Here is an 18,162-nt window from a genome sequence, read left to right as displayed (position 1 = left end):
TTCAGGTCCAGCTGAAATCGGGCCCGGTCACGTCTCAGACCGTCAGCGGACGCTCCACTCGCCGCTTGGGAGGCAGTCGTGCATCGTGCCGGCCCAGTCGTCGAACGGCGCGACGAGGAACGCGCGAGTCAGGAGGACGTCCCCCGCCCGCTGCGCGCGCAGCATGAAGCCGGGTTCGTCCGACACCGCGTCGCCTTCGGTGGACACCGCAGGACTCATGCCGTGCTCGGCCACGTAGTCGAAGACCCGCTCAGCGAGCTCGGACGGCACCTGCCCGACCAGCCGGAGGGTGTCCAGCCACACCTGCGGACCCTGCAGGGCGTCGACGGCCACGCAGGCCAGAATGCCGGGCTCCCGGTAGGAGAGCGTGACAGCTGGCAGCCATGCGGGCGCGGTCGACGCACGGAAGTCGGCCCGCTGGGTCAGGACGCCGTGCCGTGGCTCGGCCTGGAGCGTGGGGCTGGTGACCCCCCGGGCTTCCATGGCGGCGACCGTCTGCTGGTGGCTCATGCCGAAGCGCAGCGGCCCCACGTTCACGAACGGCGTGTAGTCCCAACGCGCCCGCCCGGTCTCGTCGACAACCTGCCACCCGCGGCATCAGCTCCCTTCGTCCTGTGCCCCGCTCGGCATCGAGGGCTCAGAACCCTGCAACCCGTGGCATGGAGTGCCGCAAACGGATGGCCGCAGTACCCGGCCGACCATTCCGGTCAGAGTGTCAGCGAAGCAGGGTAACCGCGGTGGTTCATCTCGGGGCGACGAGGTGCCGGTTGCGGGTCGCGTCTTCCGGGGACAGGGGGCACGAAGTCGCCGGCAGGGTCGTCGAGGCGGACCTCAGCTGCGGTCCGGTGGCACGGGACAACCGGGTCACCTCGACGCAGCCCAGCCGCGTATGCGCCCAGACCCTGTCCGCTCCCCCCGCCGGTGACTCCGTAGGACAGCGCCCCGGCCGTAGACCCCTTCTCCGACGGGCCCCGGATTTTCCGCAGAAAATTCTCCGCGCGGACCGCGGTCACTCCCCCGGCGGACCCCGACCGGCACCGAGAGGTACGCCAGGTGCTCCGGCCTCCCCTCGATGTCCAGGGGGCGCGGCGTCGAGGTAGCGGGCGCACTCTGCGTGCGCCTCGATGGTGATGAAGCCGCTCGAGTTCTCGAAGTCGACGAAGACTGGCGTCGACGGCCACAGGAACACGCGCGCCGAGTGCTGGTCGGCGGTGCCCGCTCCCATGGGCAGGGCGGGATGTCAGTGGCATCGGGGATGCTCGGTGGCTGATGTCATCAAGCCAGGGGGCCTCCAGGTGTCGATCCGTATTGCCAGCCGTCGCCGTTCGGTGGCGTCACTGACCGCCGCGTTCCCCGGCGCGGAGATCATCGACGTGACCTCCAAGGCGCCGGACCCGTGGGTGCGGTTGAGCCCGTTCTATCCGCACGGCGGCATCCCGGTCCCCTACAGCGACGGAGTGACCAGCCAGTCGGTGGAGGGGATCTGGCAATCCCTCAAGGTCTTCCACGACTCCGACGTCGACCCCGCGAAGCTCGCGGTCACCACGATGAAAGGGCTGAAGCGGACGGTGCGCCGATACGGCACCGTCCGCGGCCACCGAGCCGGTCTGCTCGGCGATCGGCTGCTGCCCTATGAAGCGGCTCGGCGCCGGATCTACCTGCCGGCCTATCGGTGGATCCTCGAGCACCGCGTCGCCGATCTGGTCGAGCTGATCAGGAACGAGGAGAACGTCGTGCTCCTGGACTACACCACCAACGGGGACGTCAACGATCCCGCCAGCCCGCTCTCCCACGCCGCGCTCATCCAGTTGCACATCGAAGGGCGCTGGCCCAGTGAAGACGATGCTGAGGCTTCCAGCGGGATCACCGGTCGAATGCCATGAGTGGTCCGGCGACGGAAGCGTCGGGTGGGCGGTGGGTGCCGTGGGCTCGCAGCCGTGGTCAGGAACATGTTGACCCGCTGATTTTCCGCGGAAAATTCTGGAAGGGCTTATGGCAGCTGAGGCTGGGGCCGCGGTCCTCCCCGGTCGGCCTCACCTCGCCGAGTCGGGCGCGATGGCTGACCGCACTGGGCGATGGGAGCCGACGACACTGATTGCCCGGCACTCCCAGGTTCGGGGAGCCTGACTCCCTGCCGTCTCGAATTTTCCGCGGAAAATCCCGTGGGCCGAGCAGAGCCAGTGCCGATTCGTCCGGCCACTGAGCGACAGCTCAGGAGAGTGCCCCGGACAACCGGCTGCCCGTCCTCGGAGCACGGCCTACGGTCTCCGTCCTCGCCTCGGTGGGCCCAGGTTCCGGATCCGGACCCAGTTGTCTCGGTCGGTCAGGAAGGCGGGCACGGCAGTACGAGATGTTCAGGCCGGGGGAGTCGGCCCTGACTTTGCGGGGACAGATCCTGCGCACCTGGACTTCAGCGCCTCGGCCAGCGTGCCGCAGGCGCCGGGGACGAGGAGTGTCCGGCCGCGCGGGCCTGCGGCCTCCAGGAGGTTTGTCGAAGCTCCTGAAGAAGCACCGCGTGAGGATCCTGCCGAATGGTCATGATGACGGCCACGGCGGCGACGGCGCCGAGTACCCAGGGAAGTCCGCTCCCCCGACGGCTCCGGATTTTCTGCGGAAAATTTCCTGCAGGCCCTCGGCGAGCTGCGGCAGGTTCGATCAAGCATGCCCGCGCCTCCCTTCAGGTGCCGAACGAGCCCATCCGCACCGGACGGATTCGATGTTCCACCGTCAGTACCGGCCAGGTTCCCTTCGCGCGATACTGAACGCAGTTGGACACGATCGGTGGGGGAGCGAGCGCGTGGACGACGAGCAGACGGTACAGGGCGTCTCGAACCGCATCATCAACAGCACCGTCCACGGTGACGTGTACCAGGCCGCCAGCCTCTACACCGTGTACCAGCACGTCGTACGGACGGCAGCCACGTGGCCGCACCTGGTGGGGCGGATCCCGCCGCAGGCCACCTGCTTCCAGGTCCGCGGCGAGTCGGAACGCCTGGTGCGCGCACTCGACCAGGGCGGGAACACGGTTGTGGTCGCACCGGCGGCCTGAGTGGTGGTGGGCCTGGGCGGGGTCGGCAAGACCCAGCTCGCCGCCCACTACGCCTGAACCCGCTGGCACGGCGGCGAGCTGGACGTCCTCGTCTGGATCACTGCGGCCACCACCACGGAGGTGGTGGCCGGTTTCGCGGCGGCGGCCGCCGAGTTCCTCGGCACCGGCACGTCCGATGCCGAGCAGGCGGCACGGCAGTTTCTGGCCTGGCTCGAACCGGGGCGGCGGCCGTCCTGCCGCTGGCTCATCGTCCTGGACGTGGCCGATCCGGCCGACCTCACCGGGCTGTGGCCGCCCGCCAGCCCACAGGGGCGGACCCTGGTCACCAGCCGGCGCCGCGACACGGCCATCACCATGGGCCGCCGAATCGTTCCGGTCGGAGTATTCACCCCGGCCGACTCCCAGTCCTACCTCACCGGTGCCCTCGCCGCCGCCGACCGACAGGAAACCGACACCGAACTCGCCGCCCTCGCCGACGACCTCGGTCACCTCCCGCTCGCGCTCTCCCAAGCCGCGGCCTACCTCATCGACACCGGCCTGCCCTGCAGCACCTACCGCGCCCTGCTCGCGGACCGCGCCCGTACGCACGCCGAGGCCGCCCCCGACCGACTGCCGGACGACCAGCCCCACACCGTCGCCGCCGCCTGGGACCTGTCCATCGAACGCGCCGACTCCCTCCACCCTCCTGGCCTGGCCCGCCCCGTGCTCAGGCTCGCCGTCTTCCTCTCGCCCAGTGGCATCCCCGAAGCCGTCCTCAACAGCCCTCCCGTCCTCGCCCACCTCTCGGCCGACCGGACCCCGACGCCGGAGTGCGCGCCCGGTACCCAGCGCCCGGTCGGCGCGGAGCACACGCGGCTCGCCCTGAGAGCCCTCCACCGTCTCAGCCTCATCGACCACCTTGCCGACAGCCCCCTCGAGAGCGTCCGCATTCACCAGCTCGTGCAGCACGCCGTCCGGGACACCCTCACTGCCCCGAGTTCACCCGCACCGTGCAGGTCGTGGCCCGACGCCCTCACCGCGGCATGGCCGGCTGAGGACCACACCGACCGGGACCTTGCCGCCGTATTACGCGCCAACACCACCACGCTCAACGGCTGCGCCGGGGACCGGTTCTGGGATCGGCGGGACGGCGCTCCCTCGGTCCCGTTCCGCAGCGGACGCAGCCTCATCGAGGCAGGTCTGAACCGGGTGGCCGTACACCACTGGGCCGAGTTCACGTCAACCGCCGAGCAGCGCCTCGGGGCCGACCATGGACACGGTCATCGCACGGATCAACCTGGCGGTCTCCTCGCGCCAGGCCGGACAGCTCTCCGACGCCATCGCCGTCGGGCGGCGCGCGGCGGCCGACAGTGAGCGCATCTTGGGCGGTACTCATGATCTTTGGATTTTCCGCGGAAAATTCCTTGTGCCCGGGTGCGGCCGCGACGTGTTCGGCCTGCACAGGAGTGGGCGCGTGAACCGAGACGCCAGCACAGCGCCTCGGCCCGAGCCCCGTCGGATACCGCAGGATTTTCCGCGGAAAATCGCGATGCGTAGCCGGGCAGGGAGGCAGCGTGATCCGTGAGGCCGAAGAGCACCGTGCGGATGATCAGGGCGGACATCCGGTACCTCAAACCGTGTTCGGCTCCGCTGGCGGGGCCGGTGCACCTCTGACGCTGGACAGCCTCAGGTCTCAGACGTCATGGCGCCAGCGATCGGCGGTGAACCGGAACAGCGCAACCTCCGGGTGGAGCGGCACCACCTCGGTGGGGCCCAGATCCCAGACCCGGACCCAGTCGTCTCGGTCGGTCAGGAATGCGGGCGCCGTCCGGCCAGGCTTCGGCTTCATCGCCAGGCAGTATGAGACGTTCAGGCTGGGGGAGTCGGCCTTGGCATTGCGGGTCGGATCCTGTGCACCCGGACCACTGCCACCTCGTCCCACCGCAGCCGATCCAGCAGGGGCACCAAGGTCTGATGTCAGCCGGCCTGGATACCCGCTTCCGAGGACATCGGTGAGACCAGCAGAAGATCACAGGCTTGGACTGCCTGTCGGTGCTGGCGCGCGCTCGCCGAGCGACGGGATGGAAACAGCCCTGGCGCGGGTGACGAGTAGGTGGCAACGGGATCGGTGGTACCCCACGCCACGCGACGGGTCGGCCCGACGGTAAGTTCGCTCCGCCAGCAGCGGCCAGCGAATGAACCACCCGAGAGGAGAGGTCACGTCGCACGAGGCGGATACCCAGGTTGGTGATGCGGTAAGGGTCACGGGCGGTCCGTTCGCAGACTTCACGGGATCCGTGATAGCCATCGACTCCGGCAGGGGCGCGTGTCGCTGACCGTGGACATCCTCAGCGATTCGTGCACTATCGATATACCCCTGTCGGATGTTGTGAGGAGTGCCTGACTCTCGGTCAAATCCACCAAGTCAAAGTGGTCGGTCACAGCCACAGGAAACGGCACGAGGGGTGGAGGAGCGCGGGAAGGGCCGTCAAGGCCCGGGGCCGGCGGCAGCGGGACTTCCGCGATCGGCGTGGTGAGGTGCACCCCCGACCGGGCTGTCACGGTCGGCGCCCGGCTCGGGCTAGGGCAGCGGAACGGACGGTCCCGTATCCTTCTTCGGTCTGCACCAGAACCCGAGCTCCCCCGTGGTGCTGCCAGCTCTGATCCGCTCACGGGGAACGGCTGGTCGGTTTCTTGATCATGCGTGGCTGCGTCCTTCGGCGTCGCCTGGGCAGCAGTCGGCGGCGGAGTTCCTCGCAGACGCTGGCCATCGCCTCTTGGAGGCCGGCAAGGGTGGCGGCGGTCTGAACGACCACGGCGCGGCGGATCACCCGGACGGTGGTCAGGTAGGAGACGCGGTCCGGATCGACCGCGGGGCCGGTCATCGCGGCGGTGTTCATCACCCGCAGGGCGTGATGGACCGCCAGGAGTGGCCAGAGCTCCTGGCGGACGCCGCTGGCGGTGCGGGACCTCAGCAGTCCGGAGGCGCCGAGGTGGTTCTTGATCTCGTCGAAGGCCATCTCGATCTCCCGTCGCTGCCGATAGAGGCCCACCAGCTTTGCGGCCGGGTACTTTTCGTGGCCGAGCAGGGTGGTGGCCAGCCACGACGGTTCGCCATCGACGGCGAATGGGATCACCCGGAACACGATCCGGGCGGGGAATGGGCGGCCGACCTTCTTGGCCCGGAGCATGTTCTATGTCTTCGGCCGCATCAGGCTGAGGTAGCTGCCGTCCGGGAGCTCCTCCTGGAACATGCGAGCTTCGTTCGCGCCAGCCGAGCCAGCAGGTCAGCGCTCTGGCTGGCGAAGTTCCGGTAGAAGGCCGCGCTCCAGAACCTTCGGTCGGCGATAACCAGGTGGTCGGCCCGACCGGCGGGCCAGTGGCAGCGTGAGACGGTTCTCGCCGTCGCGCCAGTCGCCCATTTCGGCGTCCACCAGCGAGTGGGTCCCGATCTCGGCCAGGACCACCGTGCGGACCTGCGGGAAGCCGGTGAGCGTGCGGCCCTGTAGCAGCTGGCCGTCGAAGGTGCTGCCGTTGCTGAAGCTGTCCGGTACGTCGATCTGCGTGCCGTCGACGGCCGGCAGCCGCAGGCCCCGCCAGAAGACGCCGGGGGTGCCCACGTCGGCGAGGGGGCCCGTGAACTTCCGGACGAGTCTCCAGCAGCTCCGGGCCGAGCCTGGCCCCGGCCCGGTATAGCGAGAACTTGTTCACCCGCTCAATGCCGTGCTACCCGGCAGGCCCACCGAGAGCAGGTGTATGACCTCCTCGTATGACTCCCGGGAGAACAGGCAGAGCGCGAACACGAACTAGAGAACCAGCCGAGCGGGCAGTATTCGCCGCCTCCGCTCGGCCCGGCTGTGCTCGGCTATCACCGCGTCAACCAGCTCGGGCGTGAATAACCGACTGTCAGGAACCGACGTGATCCTGATGGCACATCCGGGACAGGTAGAGGCCCTTCCTTCCTCCAGACACACCGGGCAGGCGCGCAGGACCGGAACACCCCGCAGGAACGGCGCCGAATCGACGGCATCCTGGTACATCTTCGGTCTGGACGTCAGAACCAGCGGGTCTCGGGCCCCGAACGCTCGTTCAGCGCTTTCACGGCACCCGCGCGGGCCACCGGGAGCAGCTCGTCGGATCCGTCCAGTACCGGAACGGATCCGTTGGCCCTGCACCAGCGACCTCGCCATGGGCTGGGTCGAGGCCGGTGGCGGGTTCTCCCTGAGTCCGACCCGCTCGGTGTACGGATCGGACGGGCGGAGGGAAGCCTTCGGTGACCGCAGGGCCCGATGGAAGCTGATGCCTTGAGTGAACGTGAGTTTTTCCGCCGAACGATGAGACACGCTCAATTCGTTGAACATAAAAGACATGTGTAAACGATCATTAGAGATGAAGCTGGTGATTCCTTGTTCGCTTCGTCCTGGCGTCCGACCTCGCTGCCAGGAAGCGCTCCATTTCGTAGAGGAGCGCTGGGTTGGTCCGGCCCCGCGTCTCAACCAGGATGGCGCTGAGGTCCTCCGCGCGGGAGGGACGGCATCTGCATGCGGGGGAGCGAACGCACGACCCGAGGCTGACCGCCCTGCTGGGCGAACTGCACGCCGGGGCAGCGAGGGGTTCCGGCAGCTCTGGCAGACGCATCCGGTCCACGCTCCCTGGCACCGCACCACGACCGTGGACCACGGGTAGCGGTCGGCGGAGCGGCGCAGTCGCGCCACCACGATGTGCCCGAACTTCTCGGTGCCGGAGCTCGCGTGGTTTCGCCCTTGCCCAGGAAGCGGCGCCGGGCCAGGTTCGTCGCGTCCCGCGTGCGAGGTCGCCGCCGAACAGTGTCTGGGTCAGCAGGTTCCCGCCGGCATTGCGCCGCTGACTTGGAGCACCAATCCCAACCCCCAATTCACCCCCGGCAGCGGTGGCGCCGCCACCTACTGCTCGTCTAAGGCCGCCTCAATGCCCTCACCGTCCTCTACGCCGGGACGCTGGCCGCCGACGGCTCCAAGGTCAACTCGCTTGCCCTCGGCCTGCGGGCCACCAATCTCAACCCCCGGGCCGTCGCTGTCGGCGGCGACCCGGGGGAGGCCGCGCAGGGCGTCCTCTGCCTGGCACTGGCGCCCGACGACGGCCCCATCAGTGGCTTCTTCTCCTGGGACGGGGCGCCTGTGCCTGGGTGACTGGCGATCAGTCATGGGCTGCGGCGGACTATCGGCAACCGCCGCGACGAACGCGTCGATTCGGATTTTCGGGAGGCCTGCTGAGATTACCGCAGGTGACTGGCGATTCCTGTCAGGGCGGCAGCAATCTGGAGCAGACGAACCAGGACCAACAACGACCGCATCTTTCCGACCTTCTTGAGCAAGCGCCTGAGTTTTTTCATATCTCACTTCTTCTTGCCTGGATTTGGTGACGTCCAGCGGAAGCGGAGAAGTGCGCCGTTGTTGCAGCCTCCGCACTGTATAACTTTGTCTGATCTGTGCCTCGGTAGTGCGGAAAGACGCCAGGGGCTGGTCAACGGATGGTGAAGATGGAGAGTGCGGCGCGCGCTATGAAGGGCGCGCCCCAGGGGCGTGGGGGCGCCGCGGGTGGTGAGCATGTCGCACCGAAGGGTGGAGTGATGTGTACCGCGCCATCAGGTTGACCCCCGCAGGTGCGGGGAAGACTGGGGTGAAAATCGCCCTATTTGGGACTGTATAACGGCTGACCCCCGCGGGTGCGGGGAGGGACTATGGATCCTAGCTTGCGTCGGGGAGTGAGGGTTCACTGTTTCGTTTTCCTGGCCATTGTCATCTAGTCGTGAATAGTCAAATATCTATCTCGGACTTCCGTTGTGGGATGTCGTATGCGTGTGCGCTGACTCGGGATGGATGTTCGATTTTGCTGGATTCCGTGTGGGTCTCGTCCGGGCCGTACTCGGCATCGAGACGGACCGTGTTGTCGCCGGGCAACGGGCCGAGGCTGCCCGGTAGATCCAGGGTCGGAACAAGCAGTGGGGTTCGGCCGCAGACCCGTGCCTTCGGGGTGAACACGTTCACCAGTGCCCCCAGTCGGCCCCAGGGCCGGGAGCCGGCGGCCGGGTCGAGGCGGACACTCATTCACGGCTGACCCCCGCGGGTGCGGGGAGGAGCTGGGAAGCGGCGGCGCCGCAGTCGTCACCAGCGGCTGACCCCCGCGGGTGCGGGGAGGAGCACAGCCGGGACCGGACCTTACGGGTTTCGAGCGGCTGACCCCCGCGGGTGCGGGGAGGAGACACGGACCTGCGGGTGGGAGACCTTGCCGAACGGCTGATCCCCGCGGGTGCGGGGAGGAGAAGACCATCCTGGAGTTCATCAAGCACCAAGGCGGCTGACCCCCGCGGGTGCGGGGAGGAGGTACCCCCGTCCAGTACGACGTCTGGGATGATCGGCTGACCCCCGCGGGTGCGGGGAGGAGATCACCAGAGGAGCGTCCTCACTGGCTTCGTGACCTGCGGCGCGGCGGCGGCTTTGCAATTTCTTGACCATGTAGGTGCCTAATGGCTTGTCGACGCGCTGCTCGGTGCGCTCACATGATGCCATGGGCCATCAGGCACCCGGATTTGGTAGCGCCGGGGAGGTCGACTGGGCCCGCACGGGGCGCCCGTTGCTGTGCAGGGGGGCGGGCATTCGTTGAGCTCGTATCCGTGTGATCCGTGGCGGTGGACCCATGACGGTGTGAGGTCGACTTGATCGTAGAGGTTCCCGGTGCTCTACCAGGTCTTGCGGCAGCCAAACAGTCCAACTTACGGGGTAGTTGAGCCTGGCTGAGGGTGTCGGAATTGTTACACGAACTGCCCGTGCATGCCATCAGATGACCGTGGCCTCGGGTGATGCGTCGAGGGGCCTACCCGCAAAGTCCTTGCATGCCGTCGATCCTGAGGAGATGACCGCGCAGATTGGCAGTGGTAGCTGATAGATCTTCAGGCATGAATGAGAGCAAGTCCATTGGCGACTTCGGGCCTGCCGATCCAGACTCCCGCCTGTGGGGCAAGAGTGCAGGCCTGCCCGGTCCGTACCCCGTGATCTGCCACCTCCTGGACACCGCCGCCGTAGCGGGCTCCCTGTGGGACGCGGTCCTGAGCGAGCGCGTGCGGGAGCGGATCGCAGGGGCCATGGGCGTCACCGAGTTCGAGGCCCGGGAGACGGTGATGCTGTGGGCCGGGCTGCACGACATCGGGAAGATCTCGTTGCACTTCCAGCAACAGGTCGCCGAGGAGTTCGCGAAGGTAGTGGGGGACCCAGCGTACGCGGAGGACAACCCGGCGGCGAAGCGCAGTGGCTACCTCAGGCACGAGACGGCGACGCACTGGGGGCTGGTCGAGTTCTTCAAGCAGTGCGGCTACCCGCTCCGCAAGCCGGTCAAGAAGTCGCCGGCCCACCAGATCGCCCAGCTGCTCGGCGGGCACCACGGGTGCTTCGCCCCCACGCTGCAGGTGAAGGAGATCAACAACCCGTCCGGCTACCAGCCCGGTCTCGGCACTGCCGGAGGGTGGCGGGACCAGCGGCTCGCTCACGCGCACGCGGTTCGTCGGACGGTCGGGGCCGAGAAGCCGCTGGAGTGGGTGCTGCCCGGTGAGCTGGCCGTGGTCGTTGCGGGGCTCGTCGTAGTGGCCGACTGGCTGGCCAGCCAGGTCGACGTCATCGAGCCGCGGATGCCCGCAGAGGGCTGGAAGGCCGGCGACGCCGAGCTAGCCGAGCACTTCGAGGCGGCGGCCAAGGCCACACCGAGGTGGGTCCGCGAGGCCGGTCTCGGACGTGCGGCATTTCCGGACAAGCGGTTCTCCCAGCAGTTTCCGTTCCCCCCGAACAAGCTGCAGGCCGACGTCGTGGAGCACCTGTCCGCAGTGGTGAAAGGGCCCGGACTGCTGCTGGTCACCGCCCCGACCGGGGACGGCAAGACCGAGACCGCCCTGCACGCGGCGTCCGCGATGGCAAGGGCGTCGGGCGCCTCCGGGGTCTACTTCGCGTTGCCGACGATGGCCACGGCGGACGCGATGTTCACGCGGGTCCGCAGGTTCGCTGAGCAGAACATCGAGGGCGACCGCGCGCTCACCCTGCTGCACAGCATGGCCTGGTTGAGCCCGGACTACGCCCCCGGCGAGGGGGCGACGGACGGGACGGCCGTGCTCGCGGACACCGAGGCCGGTCAGTGGTTGCGCACCGGGCGGCGGGGACTGCTCGCGCCGCTCGCCAACGGCACCATCGACCAGGCGCTCACCGGTGTGCTCCCGGTCCGGTACGGATTCCTGAGGTTGTTCGGTCTCTCGAACAAGGTGTTGGTGGTGGACGAGGCGCATGCCTACGGCCCGTGGATGCACAGTCTGCTGGTGCGGATGCTGGAGTGGCTCGGGGCGTTCGGTGCCCCGGTCGTGCTGCTGTCGGCGACCCTGACCGGCAAGGCGGCCTCGTCGCTGGTCGACGCGTACCGGCGCGGTGCAGGCTTCCGCGAGCCCACCACCGTGGAGCCCTGCTACCCGGGCTGGCTCTTTGTGGACGCGGGCAGCGGAGCGGTGTCCGAGCCGCGTGAGGTCGGCAGCAGCCGGGCTCGAACCCTGCGCGTGGAGACCCGCCAGGTGTACTGGGATGTCCGGGACCAGGACGCCGCGAAGAAACCCGGACGGCAGGGGCGCCGTGAAGCTTTGCGGGAGATCCTCGCGCCCGTCACTACCGAAGGCGGCTGCGTCCTGGTCTGCTGCACCACCGTGGACGAGGCCCAGCGCACCTACCGCTACCTGCAGTCCGTCCTGCCCGAACTCGCCGCGCGCGAGGGCGGCCTGCGGCTGCTCCACTCCCGCTTCCCCGCCCACGAGCGGCAGCGCATCACCGCCGAGTGCGAGGCCGCCTACGGGAAGCCCGCGAACGACGCGGCGGCGGGCGTACCGCGCGAGGGGTCGATCCTGGTGGCCACTCAGATCGTCGAGCAGTCTCTCGACCTGGACTTCGACCTGATCGTCTCGGACCTCGCCCCGCTCGCGCAGCTCCTCCAGCGAGCCGGCCGCGGCAAGCGCCACGAGCGCCCCAACCGTCCGGCATGGACCGGCAAGCCGGCCGAGCCGCGCCTGATCGTGCTGGAACCGCTCGACGACAAGGGCCGCGTGGCCGCGCCCCGTACCTGGGGCACCGTCTACGATGCCTCCCTGCTGCGCCGTTCCAGCCTGCTGCTCGAGAAGCAGTCCGGCGGCGCGGTCGAGGTCCCGGGAGACGTCCAGCGACTCGTGGACGAGGTCTACGCGGACGACTTCGGAGCCGAACTGGAAAAGGCCGCCTCGGCGGAGCTCGAGCGAATGGACGCCGAGCGTATCGCCTCGGCGGCGGCCGAGGAACAGATGGCCGAGATCACCCGGATCCCGGCACCATACGACGTGGTTGACGACCTGTCCCTGCTCAGCGAGCGCAGCTTCGCCGTTTCGGACGATCTGCTGACCACCCGCCTCGGGGCGGACAGCGGTCGTGCCGTGTGCGTCTTCGAACGGGAGGACGGGTGGAGCCTCGCTCCCGACCATGACGTGCCGCTGCCCACGGCCGCAGCGAACCGGGAGGACATCGCGCTGATCATGCGACACACCGTGCCGCTGCCCGGCCGCTGGCTTGCCGGCCGTACCGACGAGAACGCCGTGCCGAAGGCCTGGAGCGGCCGGCCTCTGCTCGCCGACCTGGCGCTGCTGCGCATGCACTGTGACGGCGATCGGTGGACGGGCCTGCTGGGGGAGCGGCAGCTCGTGTACTCGAACGTGGGAATTTCCGAGAACTGACCTCCTAGGCACCGCACTTGGAACTACGTTGGCTGTGCCAGTCCCGGACAGGGTTGTCGCCCGTCCGGGACCAGCGTGACCCCCGCTTGCGCGGGGACAGGACCGCCAACGCGGCCGTTTCCTAGGCACCGCACGGCTCACCCCCGCTCGTTCGCGGGGACCGCGCAGAGCCTACCCACCCTGTGATCACCCGCACTCGCCTCGCCGGAGGCCGCATGCCATCCGTACCACCCGCCTACAACCTCTTCGACGAAGCGTGGATCCCTGTTCGGTGGGTTTCTCGCAGTGAGGAGGACGACGCGGACTCCACCGCCACACACCCACCCGAGGTCGGCCTGCGTGAACTCCTGCTGCGCGCACACGAGATCGAACAAATCGCGATCGCCAGCCCGCCGGCGCTCTCCGCGCTGTACCGCGTCCTGTACGCGATCAGCGCCCGCGCGACGGGACTCGACCAGGCCTTTCTCGACGAGGTCGATCCCAGTGACTGGTCGGACCGTCGTCTCGGCTTAGTAGCGGAGGGCTGTTTCGACCCGCAGCAGGTAGGCGAGTTCGTCCAGCGCAACCGCCCACGCTTCGACCTGTTCGACCCCGTACGTCCATTCCTTCAGGACCCGCGACTGGCCGAGCAGTGCGACCCCGCGAACACCGCCGGCGTCGACAAACTCATCACCACCCGCCCTTCGGGCAACAATCACTCCTGGTTCGAGCACGTCAACAGCACCGCCCCCGAGCTGCCGACCCCCGCCCAAGCAGTCCTGCATCTGCTCGTGTGGCACTACTACGGCCCTTCCGGACGGTGCTCCAGCCGCACCGTCGGTGCCACCAGAGCAGCCGGCAGCAAGGCCGGCCCGCTGCGCAGCACGCTCTCCTACCATCCGGAGGGCGACACGCTGTTCGAGACGCTCCTGGCCGGACTGCCCCAGCCTGGCCGTGACGTTCGTCCTGACAACGACCTGTGCCCGTGGGAACGCGAGGAACTGCCCGACCCTGCGGCCGCCCCGCCGCCGCTGAAAGGCCCGTGCTCCGCACTCACCGCCCGTTCCCAGCACGCGCTGCTGCTCATGCCCGATGCCACCGGCAGGTACGTCGAGGACGCGTTCATCACCTGGGCCAACCAGTTCAAGATCTCCCGAGAGGGCGATCCGTACCTGATCTGGCAGACCAGCAAGGAGGGCAACCCCTACCCGCGCCCTGCCGACTCCCGCCGTGCGCTGTGGCGTGATCTGGACGCCCTGCTGCTCAAGAATCCTGCAGGCAGCACGAAACCACGTCGTCCCGAAGTGTTCGTCACCGCGCTGGAAGTCTCGGAGGAACTGAGAGTGCGGGCGCTCGGATTCGAACAGGACGGCCAGGCCAAAGACGTCCAGTTCGTCGACGCGGTCACCCCGCCCGTACTCGGCCTCGCGGAGGATAAGGAACCCACTGTCGCCGTCGAGATCGGCTGCCTGCGTCTGCTGGGGGAGCGGTACGGCAACCGACTCGACCGGGCCGTCAAGAAGGCCTGGGCCGGCTTCACCGAGGCCCCCAGGATCCGTGACTGCACCTGGGCCGTCGACGCTGCCGCCCGCTACTGGCCCGCCGCCGAGGCCGAGTTCTGGAAGCGCCTCAACGAACGGGACTTCGACGGGGCCGCCGTGGCTTTCCGCAGTCTCGCCGAGCGGGCCTACGACACCGTCACCTGCGGCGCCTTGGGAACCATGCGCGGAGCCAAGGCCTGCACCACCGCCCGCATCGAGCTGTACGGCGGGCCGGTGAAGCGCCCCGCCAAGACCGGCGGCGCCGGAGGCCGCACCACCAGCACGGAGGACACGTGAGCAACACCACCGCTATCCCGGGCCCCGCCAAACCCGCAGACGACGAGGTCCGCCGGCCGAAGGAACCCGTCCTGATCCCCTCGCTGGGACGGGCACGTATTTTCACCGCCAGGATCGACCAGCGCAGCCACGACGACCCCGGCGTACGCGCGGCCCTGCGCCGCGGCGTGGGCAAGGACCTGGACGCCGTGCCGTTCATGCACCGCTTCGTGGCCTCCTGGCTCACCGACGAGCAGACGCGCAGCCGCGACGTCCAGCGCGCGTTCTACACCGTCGCGTCGCTGATCGCCGCGCAGAGCCGCGACCAGTACGCCGCCGCGAAGGCCGAGACGTCGAAGGAGAGCCAGGCGCCGAAGGACGAGCCGAAGAGCGAGGGACCAGCGACTGCCGCGGCGGCACCGGACATCCTCGGCGACCCGGCCGGCCGCGCGGAGGGTACGGAACCCGCCACCGCCAAGCGGATCCCTCCGCGCAGTCTCGGCCACGCCTTCGCCGACGGCGTCCTCAAGGGAGGCCAGGGAGCCGGCCTGCGGGAGTCCTCGGCCGAGACCCGCCTCAACCTGCTGACCCGTCAGAGCATCGACGGGCTGCACCGCCACCTGCCCGGAGCCGTTCGGCAACTGCGCGGCTGCGACGTGGAGATCGATTGGGCCCAGCTCCTTGTCGACCTCTGCCAGTGGCGGCGCCGCTCCGGCGCCATCAAGCGGACCTGGCTCCAGGACTACTACCGGGCCCTGCAGAAGGACAGCGAGCGCAGGGCCCGCGAGCACGACGACGACCAGGCCGACGCCGTCGGCCCGGACGGCGCCGAGCCTGAGGCCTGACCAAGTCCGACCCCTACCACCCACACACACCAACCCAAGGAGCAGAGCATGCCCGGCCCCGACCGCACCACCGCCCGCTTCCTCGACATCCACGTCGTCCAGAGCGTCCCGTTCGCCAACCTCAACCGCGACGACAACAACTCCGTCAAGACCGTGCGCTACGGCGACACCGAACGCACCCGCGTCAGCAGCCAGTCCTGGAAGCGCGCCGTACGCGAGTACTTCCAGGACAGCTTCGGCGAGCAGGCCCTGCGCACCCGCCGCATCGGCGCCCGCGTCACCCGCCTCCTGCAAGAGGAACGCGGCTGGCCCATCGGGCTCGCCCAGCGCGCCGGCCAGCACGTCGCCGCCGGCAGCAGCATCAAGTTCGAGACGGCCAAGGATTCGCCCGTCATCACCACCAACGCCATGGTCTACGTGCCCGAGAGCGCCGTCGCCGAACTCGCCGACCTCGCCGAGGAGCACCGAACCGACCTCGAAAACGCGAAGGACATCAAGAAGACCAGCGATAAGAGCGTCCTACCCAAGGACACCATCGACGCGATCCTGCGCAGCCGCAACGGCGTCATCAACCTCTTCGGCCGCATGCTCGCCGAGGTCGACGATGCCGGCGTCGACGGCGCCGTCCAGGTCGCCCACGCCCTCACCACCCACGGCAGCGACGTCGAACTCGACTACTTCTCCGCCGTCGACGACGTCACCTCCGCCTGGGGCGACACCACCGGCAGCGCCCACATGGGCCACGCCGAGTTCAGCGCTGGCGTCTTCTACCGCTACGCCACCGTCGACCTCGCCGACCTCGAACACAACCTCGGCGGCGACCGCGACGCCGCCCGCGAACTCGCCGCCGGATTCGCCGAGGCCTTCATCCTCTCCCTCCCGCGCGCCAAGAAGACCGCCACCGCCCCCCACACCATCCCCGACCTCGTCCACATCGCCGTCCGCAGCGACCGTCCCCTCTCCTACGCCGCCGCCTTCGAACAGCCCGTCCCCTCCCAGGAGAACGGCGGCTACGCCCCCGCCTCCCGCGCCGCCCTCGCCCGCTACGCCACCGCCGCCAACAAACTCCTCGGCAACCGCGGTACCGTCACCGCCGCCTGGGCCAGCCTCGAGGACAAGGACCTCGACGGCCTGGGCACCCGCGTCGACTCCTTCCCCCAGCTCATCGACACCGCCGTCGACGCCGCCTTCGCCACCGCCCCCGCCGAGGCCGCGGTATGAGCCCCGCTACCACCAACACCCGCGGATTGCTGCTGCGCCTGGCCGCGCCGCTGCAGTCCTGGGGCGAGACCAGCCAGTTCAACGAACGCGACACCGCGCCCTTCCCCACCCGCTCCGGCGTCATCGGCCTGCTCGCCGCGGCCCTCGGCAGGAAGCGCGGCGACGACATCAGCGATCTCGCCACCCTCTCGCTCACCGTGCGTACCGACCGCGCGGGCGTTATCCTGCGCGACCTGCACACCGTCGGTGGCGGGCTGCCTGCGGCGCGGACCGTCACCACCGCAGAGGGAAAGAAGCGCTCCGGCGCCACCGCCACGCTGCTGTCCCACCGCTACTACCTCGCCGACGCCTCCTTCACCGCCGTCATCACCGCGGACCCGGGGCACCTCGACGAGTGGGCGGAAGCACTCCGGAAGCCGCACTGGCCCCCCTACCTCGGCCGGCGCTCCTGCCCGGCCGAAGGGCCGCTGCTGCTCGGCCCCGTCGACGACCCCCTGCACCACCTCGTCCAACTGCCGATCGCCCGACGAGTCTGTACGGGAACCAAGACCGTCGACATCGTCTTCCACGGCGACCAGCCGCTCGACCGCCTCGGCAACCACCCCCAGCCCGGCGACCACCCCCAGCCCGGGGACGACGACGGCCGCACCCCCGCCGGAGAGGTCACCGACGACCCCCTCACCTTCCACCCCCGGCGGCGGGCCTACCGCGCCCGCCCCCGCTACCAGCGCACCCTCACCCTGCCCGCCAGCCGCTGCAAGGGCCTCGCCGCCGACTACCTCACCGCCCTCGGCGACTACCTCGACCAGCACACCATCCGTCCCGAAAGCGTTCCCGCATGACCTTGTGGCTGACCCGCATCATCCCCGACCCGCGCAGCCGCGACGCCCGTCGCGACAACGCCGGCGCCGTCGACCTGCACCACCGCATGATGTCGCTCTTCCCCGACCACGTCGCCGACGACGAACCGCGCCGCCGCCTCGGCGTCCTCTTCCGCAGCGAGTCCACGCCCGCCGGTGACCAGATCCTCCTGCAAAGCGCCCGGCAACCCGACCTCGACCGCCTCCCCACCGGATACGGCCAGGCCGCGACCAAACCCCTCACACCACTCCTGGACGCTCTCCGGCCCGGCCTGCACATCCGCTACCGCATCGCCGCCAACCCCATCCGCAAGCCCGGCCGCACCACCCGCGAGCTCTACCAACTCAAGGCCGTCGTCCCCCTCCAAGGATCCGCCGCCGACGACTGGTGGACCCGTCAAGCGGAGTCATCGGGCCTGAACCTCGACACCCTCCACTCCAGCCCCCTCGACGCCGCCCAGGGACACCGACACAGCGACCAACGGCCCGTCAAGCACGACCGCGTCCTCTTCGAGGGCACCGCCGTCATCACCGACGCCGACCGCCTGCGCACCCGCCTCACCGACGGCATCGGCAAGGGCAAGGCCTACGGCTGCGGCCTCCTCAGCATCGCCCCCCACCGGAGGCCGCAGTGACCGGCCGCCGCCCCGAC

At 69.2% G+C, this 18,162-nt stretch carries 14 protein-coding genes, 2 pseudogenes and 1 CRISPR repeat array; of the genes and pseudogenes, 11 read left to right on the top strand and 5 right to left on the bottom strand.

Annotation, left to right across the window (positions count from 1 at the left end; all coding sequences use genetic code 11):
• Nucleotides 1-42: 42 nt before the first annotated feature.
• Nucleotides 43-537, bottom strand: a complete 495-nt coding sequence (locus ACIOJE_RS28810) for a hypothetical protein (protein ID WP_400780030.1) — start codon at nt 535-537, stop codon at nt 43-45.
• A gap of 725 nt (nt 538-1,262) precedes the next feature.
• Between ACIOJE_RS28810 and ACIOJE_RS28805 the strand changes: the two genes are divergently transcribed.
• From ACIOJE_RS28805 to ACIOJE_RS28795, 3 genes are all read left to right on the top strand, one after another.
• Nucleotides 1,263-1,883 (top strand): DUF6939 family protein, encoded by a 621-nt coding sequence (locus tag ACIOJE_RS28805; protein ID WP_400780028.1) that lies wholly within the window; start codon nt 1,263-1,265, stop codon nt 1,881-1,883.
• 914 nt (nt 1,884-2,797) lie between these two features.
• Nucleotides 2,798-3,049: a hypothetical protein gene (locus ACIOJE_RS28800; protein ID WP_400780026.1), complete on the top strand. Its 252-nt coding sequence runs from the start codon at nt 2,798-2,800 to the stop codon at nt 3,047-3,049.
• 120 nt (nt 3,050-3,169) lie between these two features.
• On the top strand, nt 3,170-4,402 hold the full coding sequence (locus ACIOJE_RS28795) for a hypothetical protein (RefSeq protein ID WP_400780024.1): 1,233 nt from the start codon (nt 3,170-3,172) through the stop codon (nt 4,400-4,402).
• A gap of 319 nt (nt 4,403-4,721) precedes the next feature.
• Here the strand turns inward: ACIOJE_RS28795 and ACIOJE_RS28790 are convergent, their stop codons facing one another.
• On the bottom strand, nt 4,722-4,877 hold the full coding sequence (locus ACIOJE_RS28790) for a hypothetical protein (protein WP_400780022.1): 156 nt from the start codon (nt 4,875-4,877) through the stop codon (nt 4,722-4,724).
• Nucleotides 4,878-5,223: 346 nt separating this feature from the next.
• Here ACIOJE_RS28790 and ACIOJE_RS28785 point away from each other — a divergent pair, with 346 nt between their 5' ends.
• Nucleotides 5,224-5,364, top strand: a complete 141-nt coding sequence (locus tag ACIOJE_RS28785) for a KOW motif-containing protein (protein WP_400780020.1) — start codon at nt 5,224-5,226, stop codon at nt 5,362-5,364.
• A gap of 333 nt (nt 5,365-5,697) precedes the next feature.
• On the opposite strand, the gene ACIOJE_RS28780 is transcribed toward ACIOJE_RS28785, so the two are convergent.
• From ACIOJE_RS28780 to ACIOJE_RS28770, 3 genes and pseudogenes are all read right to left on the bottom strand, one after another.
• Nucleotides 5,698-6,219 carry a transposase gene (locus ACIOJE_RS28780; RefSeq protein ID WP_400780018.1) on the bottom strand — a complete coding sequence of 174 codons (522 nt, stop codon included), beginning with the start codon at nt 6,217-6,219 and terminating at the stop codon, nt 5,698-5,700.
• Between the two features lie 96 nt (nt 6,220-6,315).
• Nucleotides 6,316-6,648: a hypothetical protein gene (locus ACIOJE_RS28775; protein ID WP_400780015.1), complete on the bottom strand. Its 333-nt coding sequence runs from the start codon at nt 6,646-6,648 to the stop codon at nt 6,316-6,318.
• A 1,059-nt stretch (nt 6,649-7,707) separates the two neighbouring features.
• Nucleotides 7,708-7,873 (bottom strand): annotated as a pseudogene (locus tag ACIOJE_RS28770) (transcriptional regulator); the annotation flags it as partial.
• Between the two features lie 6 nt (nt 7,874-7,879).
• On the opposite strand from ACIOJE_RS28770, the pseudogene ACIOJE_RS28765 reads away from it, so the two are divergent.
• The 7 genes and pseudogenes from ACIOJE_RS28765 to cas6e all read left to right on the top strand — a co-directional run.
• Nucleotides 7,880-8,196, top strand: a pseudogene (locus ACIOJE_RS28765) (short-chain dehydrogenase); the annotation flags it as partial.
• 921 nt (nt 8,197-9,117) lie between these two features.
• A CRISPR array of direct repeats spans nt 9,118-9,451; the repeat unit is 29 nt; unit sequence CGGCTGACCCCCGCGGGTGCGGGGAGGAG.
• Nucleotides 9,452-9,962: 511 nt separating this feature from the next.
• Nucleotides 9,963-12,788, top strand: coding sequence for a CRISPR-associated helicase Cas3' (cas3, locus tag ACIOJE_RS28760; protein WP_400780013.1), 2,826 nt, complete (start codon nt 9,963-9,965; stop codon nt 12,786-12,788).
• A 215-nt stretch (nt 12,789-13,003) separates the two neighbouring features.
• Entirely contained in the window at nt 13,004-14,605 is a 1,602-nt protein-coding gene (casA, locus tag ACIOJE_RS28755; RefSeq protein WP_400780011.1) for a type I-E CRISPR-associated protein Cse1/CasA, read from the top strand.
• Nucleotides 14,602-15,429, top strand: coding sequence for a type I-E CRISPR-associated protein Cse2/CasB (casB, locus tag ACIOJE_RS28750; protein WP_400780009.1), 828 nt, complete (start codon nt 14,602-14,604; stop codon nt 15,427-15,429). The genes casA and casB overlap by 4 nt, the downstream gene beginning before the upstream one ends.
• Nucleotides 15,430-15,477: 48 nt before the next feature.
• Entirely contained in the window at nt 15,478-16,650 is a 1,173-nt protein-coding gene (gene cas7e / locus ACIOJE_RS28745; RefSeq protein WP_400780007.1) for a type I-E CRISPR-associated protein Cas7/Cse4/CasC, read from the top strand.
• Nucleotides 16,647-17,492, top strand: coding sequence for a type I-E CRISPR-associated protein Cas5/CasD (cas5e, locus tag ACIOJE_RS28740; RefSeq protein ID WP_400780005.1), 846 nt, complete (start codon nt 16,647-16,649; stop codon nt 17,490-17,492). The genes cas7e and cas5e overlap by 4 nt, the downstream gene beginning before the upstream one ends.
• Complete coding sequence (cas6e, locus tag ACIOJE_RS28735; protein WP_400780003.1) at nt 17,489-18,145, top strand: type I-E CRISPR-associated protein Cas6/Cse3/CasE; 657 nt, start codon at nt 17,489-17,491, stop codon at nt 18,143-18,145. The genes cas5e and cas6e overlap by 4 nt, the downstream gene beginning before the upstream one ends.
• Nucleotides 18,146-18,162: the final 17 nt, after the last annotated feature.

Origin of the sequence: Kitasatospora sp. NPDC087861, from assembly GCF_044742585.1 — a bacterium.
GTDB lineage: Bacteria > Actinomycetota > Actinomycetes > Streptomycetales > Streptomycetaceae > Kitasatospora.
The sequence above is the reverse complement of the archived record's forward strand: the minus strand, read 5'-3'. Positions and strand labels throughout refer to the sequence as shown.

What these genes read in the sequence shown, in the direction of transcription:
- cas7e (WP_400780007.1), top strand. Translation starts at nt 15,478, where the DNA reads ATGCCCGGCCCCGACCGCACCACCGCCCGCTTCCTCGACATCCACGTC.
- casA (WP_400780011.1), top strand. Translation starts at nt 13,004, where the DNA reads ATGCCATCCGTACCACCCGCCTACAACCTCTTCGACGAAGCGTGGATC.
- cas6e (WP_400780003.1), top strand. Translation starts at nt 17,489, where the DNA reads ATGACCTTGTGGCTGACCCGCATCATCCCCGACCCGCGCAGCCGCGAC.
- ACIOJE_RS28790 (WP_400780022.1), bottom strand. Translation starts at nt 4,877, where the DNA reads ATGAAGCCGAAGCCTGGCCGGACGGCGCCCGCATTCCTGACCGACCGA.
- cas3 (WP_400780013.1), top strand. Translation starts at nt 9,963, where the DNA reads ATGAATGAGAGCAAGTCCATTGGCGACTTCGGGCCTGCCGATCCAGAC.
- ACIOJE_RS28785 (WP_400780020.1), top strand. Translation starts at nt 5,224, where the DNA reads ATGAACCACCCGAGAGGAGAGGTCACGTCGCACGAGGCGGATACCCAG.
- ACIOJE_RS28780 (WP_400780018.1), bottom strand. Translation starts at nt 6,219, where the DNA reads ATGCTCCGGGCCAAGAAGGTCGGCCGCCCATTCCCCGCCCGGATCGTG.
- cas5e (WP_400780005.1), top strand. Translation starts at nt 16,647, where the DNA reads ATGAGCCCCGCTACCACCAACACCCGCGGATTGCTGCTGCGCCTGGCC.